Genomic DNA, 3,133 nt, shown 5'->3' with positions numbered 1-3,133 from the left:
CGGTCTGGCCACCCGGTGAGACGAAATCGAACGTTCCGCCGGTTGCCACTGCATCGGTACCCGTCGCGCATCCGGAGACGAGCGTCAGCGCCGACAGAGCAGCTGCTGCGGACAGAAGAAACGTGCGCATCGGTATATCAGGCCCCGGAGACTCGGGGGTCGCTGGCGCCGGCGGGTTCGGAGTAGACGATGTCGACGAGGGTGTCGCCCTCGTAGACCAGCGAGGTCAACGATGCCAGGCCGCACTGGCGATGCCGCGGATCATGCCAGAGGCGCTCGCCTTGAAGGAACCGACGCAGCGTCCACACGGGTAGCTGATGGCTGACGCAGACGGCCTCGTGCCCGACCGCTGCGACGCGCGCAGCATTCACTGCAGCCAGCATGCGGTGCGCGATCTGCAGGTAGGGCTCGCCCCACGACGGGGTGAACGGGTCGCGCAACTTCCACCAGTGACGCGGACGCCGGAGCGCGCCATCGCCGACGGCTACCCGCAGACCCTCGAACTCGTTGCCCGCCTCGATGAGGTTCTCGTCCTCGGCGATCTGCAGGCCGTGCGCTTTCGCGATCGGACCTGCCGTTTCCTGGGCACGCTGAAGTGGAGACGAGACGACGTGCGTGATGTCGTGTCCAGCAAGAGCATTCGCGACGGCGGTGGCCTGCGCTTGCCCGGTCACCGAGAGGCGGAAGCCCGGCAGGCGTCCGTACAGAATGCCCTTCGGGTTGTGCACCTCACCGTGCCGCAGCACATGGACGATCGTCCGCGTCGCCTGATGCGGGTGGAGATCACTGGAGTCGGGGATGCTCACTTGGTTCCTGCTTCTGCTCGGGCCGCTGCACGAGCGGCGTCGGGAAGTGCGTCGGCGATGATCTCGAAAGCACGGTCGTCGAGAGCCGCGGACACGAACCACGCCTCGAACGCGCTGGGCGGCGGATACACGCCACGCGAGAGCAGGCCGTGGAAGAACGCCGGGTATCTCCACGTCTCGGCCGCCTTTGCGCCCGCGTAGTCGATGACGGGTCCGTCGGAGAAGAACACGCTCACCATAGTGCCTGCGAACTGCACGTGATGACGAACTCCAGCCTCGGTCAACGCGTCACCGAGCAGTCCGCCGAGACGCTCGGAGTTCTTCTGCAGCTTCTCGTAGACGGACGCGTCCGCAAGCTGCAGACTGGCGAGCCCCGCTGCGACGGCGACGGGGTTACCCGACAACGTTCCCGCCTGGTAGACGGGTCCGGCCGGTGCCAGGTAGGCCATGATGTCGGCGCGTCCGCCGAACGCGGCTGCGGGCAACCCGCCGGACATGACCTTGCCGAACGTGTAGAGGTCGCCGGCAACGCCGTCGATGCCGTACCACCCTGCGGCGCTGACACGGAAGCCTGTCATCACCTCGTCCATGATGAGCAGCGCACCGTTGTCGGTGGCCAGGCGTCGAAGTCCCTCGTTGAAGCCCGGGACGGGCGGGATCGCGCCCATGTTCCCGGCGGCGGCCTCGGTGATGATGCAGGCGATCTCGCCCGGGTGCGCCGCGAATGCCGCGGTGACCGCGTCGAGGTCGTTGTAGGGAACGACGATGGTGTCCGACGCCTGTGCGCCCGTGACACCCGGCGACGTGGGCAGTCCGAGGGTGGCGAGTCCGGATCCCGCGTCGGCGAGCAGTGCGTCGACGTGGCCGTGATAGCAGCCGGAGAACTTGACGATCTTGGTACGACCGGTGAAACCGCGCGCGAGGCGTACGGCGCTCATCGTTGCCTCTGTGCCCGAATTCACAAGGCGAACCTGCTCGACCGGGCCTACTCGACCGACGATTTCCTCGGCGAGCGCGATCTCACGCTCGGTCGGAGCGCCGAACGACAGGCCTGTTGCCGCCGCCTTCTGCACCGCGTCCACGACGACCGGATGCGCGTGTCCGTGGATCATCGGACCCCACGAGGAGATCAGGTCGACGTAGCTGTGGCCGTCGGCGTCGATCATCGTGTAGCCGCTGGCCTCGGTGATGAAGCGCGGCGTACCTCCGACCGAGTGGAAGGCACGCACCGGCGAGTTCACCCCGCCTGGAATGACCGCGCTCGCGCGCTCGAAAAGCTGGGCCGAAATCGGGGCGTCGTCGCCGGTGGATACAGTCACGAACCCCAGTGTCCCAGGTTTGCCGATCTCGCCAACTACAGGGCGTAATAATCAGCTCTTCTTGCGCTTTTTGTCCTTCTTCGCCTTGTCGTCCTCGTCCTCCGGCATGACGATCATCGCGACCAGAACCAGCGCCCAGACGCCGAGCGGCCACATCGGCCAGTATCCGGTCAGTTCACCGTCGGAAATGGACTGAAAGCCCCAGATTCCGGTCATGATGATGGCGCCACCGAACCACCAACGCCACTCGTCGAAGTACTCACGCCACTCCGCGGCGTCCTTGGACTTCGCGAGGACCTTCGATTCGGAATCTTCGGGGGCTACGAATACGGGTGACGCAGGCAGGTCGTCGGTTACCCGGGCCAACTCACCCCTAGTTGCCGACAGCCACACTGCGTCGAGCCGCTCCTCGTACTCGGCTAGCGTCAGTCTGCCGTCGGCCATCGCTGTTCCGAGCAGCTGCGCAGTCGCCTCGCGCTCGGCGGTTCCGACGCGCAGCTTCTCCATATCGGAACTCATCTCGCACTCCTGACGTACCGATCGGTATCCGAATTGTCAGGTTATCCCCTATCGCCGACATCTTCAGCTCTTTACATTCGTACCAACCTGCGAACAGAAAAAACCGCCGACAACCGGCCCTGGTCAAAGGGCCCGATGCCGACGGGAGTCTCGCAATCGCGCTACGGGAGGCGACGCTCGGTAACCTCCCCCGGCTTCACCGGGTTGGTGTGCGCCTGATCGGCCTGAGCGTGACGCGCGTCGTGGGCAGTGGGCGCGTCGTGTGCAGTGCGTGTGTCGGGCGCAGTGCGGGCGTCGTGTGCAGTGCGCGTGTCGGGCGCAGTGCGGGCGTCGTTCGGCGTCGCGAACTTCTCCGCGGATGCCTCGCCTGCTCCGCCTGGTTGCGCGTTGCGCTTGACGTCGGGATCGATCTTGTTGGCGCGCGCGTACTCGGCGTCGAGCTCATCGCGGGAGGAGGCGGCATCGCCCATGCGCGTTTCGGCCTGCAAG

The 3,133-nt window shown here is 66.1% G+C and carries 3 protein-coding genes and 2 pseudogenes; all 5 read right to left on the bottom strand.

The window, feature by feature from the left end; all coding sequences use genetic code 11:
• Positions 1–130 (bottom strand): annotated as a pseudogene (locus tag A2J03_RS30770) (TlpA family protein disulfide reductase); the annotation flags it as partial.
• 7 nt (positions 131–137) lie between these two features.
• Positions 138–800, bottom strand: coding sequence for a histidine phosphatase family protein (locus tag A2J03_RS26445; protein ID WP_442971416.1), 663 nt, complete (start codon positions 798–800; stop codon positions 138–140).
• Between the two features lie 2 nt (positions 801–802).
• Positions 803–2,125: a glutamate-1-semialdehyde 2,1-aminomutase gene (hemL, locus tag A2J03_RS26440; RefSeq protein ID WP_068380243.1), complete on the bottom strand. Its 1,323-nt coding sequence runs from the start codon at positions 2,123–2,125 to the stop codon at positions 803–805.
• Positions 2,126–2,176: 51 nt separating this feature from the next.
• Positions 2,177–2,644: a DUF1707 SHOCT-like domain-containing protein gene (locus A2J03_RS26435; RefSeq protein ID WP_068380240.1), complete on the bottom strand. Its 468-nt coding sequence runs from the start codon at positions 2,642–2,644 to the stop codon at positions 2,177–2,179.
• Positions 2,645–2,805: 161 nt separating this feature from the next.
• Positions 2,806–3,133, bottom strand: a pseudogene (locus tag A2J03_RS31325) (hypothetical protein); the annotation flags it as partial.

This window comes from Rhodococcus sp. EPR-157 (assembly GCF_001647195.1).
Taxonomy (GTDB): domain Bacteria; phylum Actinomycetota; class Actinomycetes; order Mycobacteriales; family Mycobacteriaceae; genus Rhodococcoides.
Note: the sequence above shows the minus strand (reverse complement) of the source record. Positions and strands in the feature narration are given on the sequence as shown.

Excerpts from the sequence above, each read along its gene's own strand:
- A2J03_RS26435 (WP_068380240.1), bottom strand. The coding sequence starts at position 2,644 with ATGAGTTCCGATATGGAGAAGCTGCGCGTCGGAACCGCCGAGCGCGAG.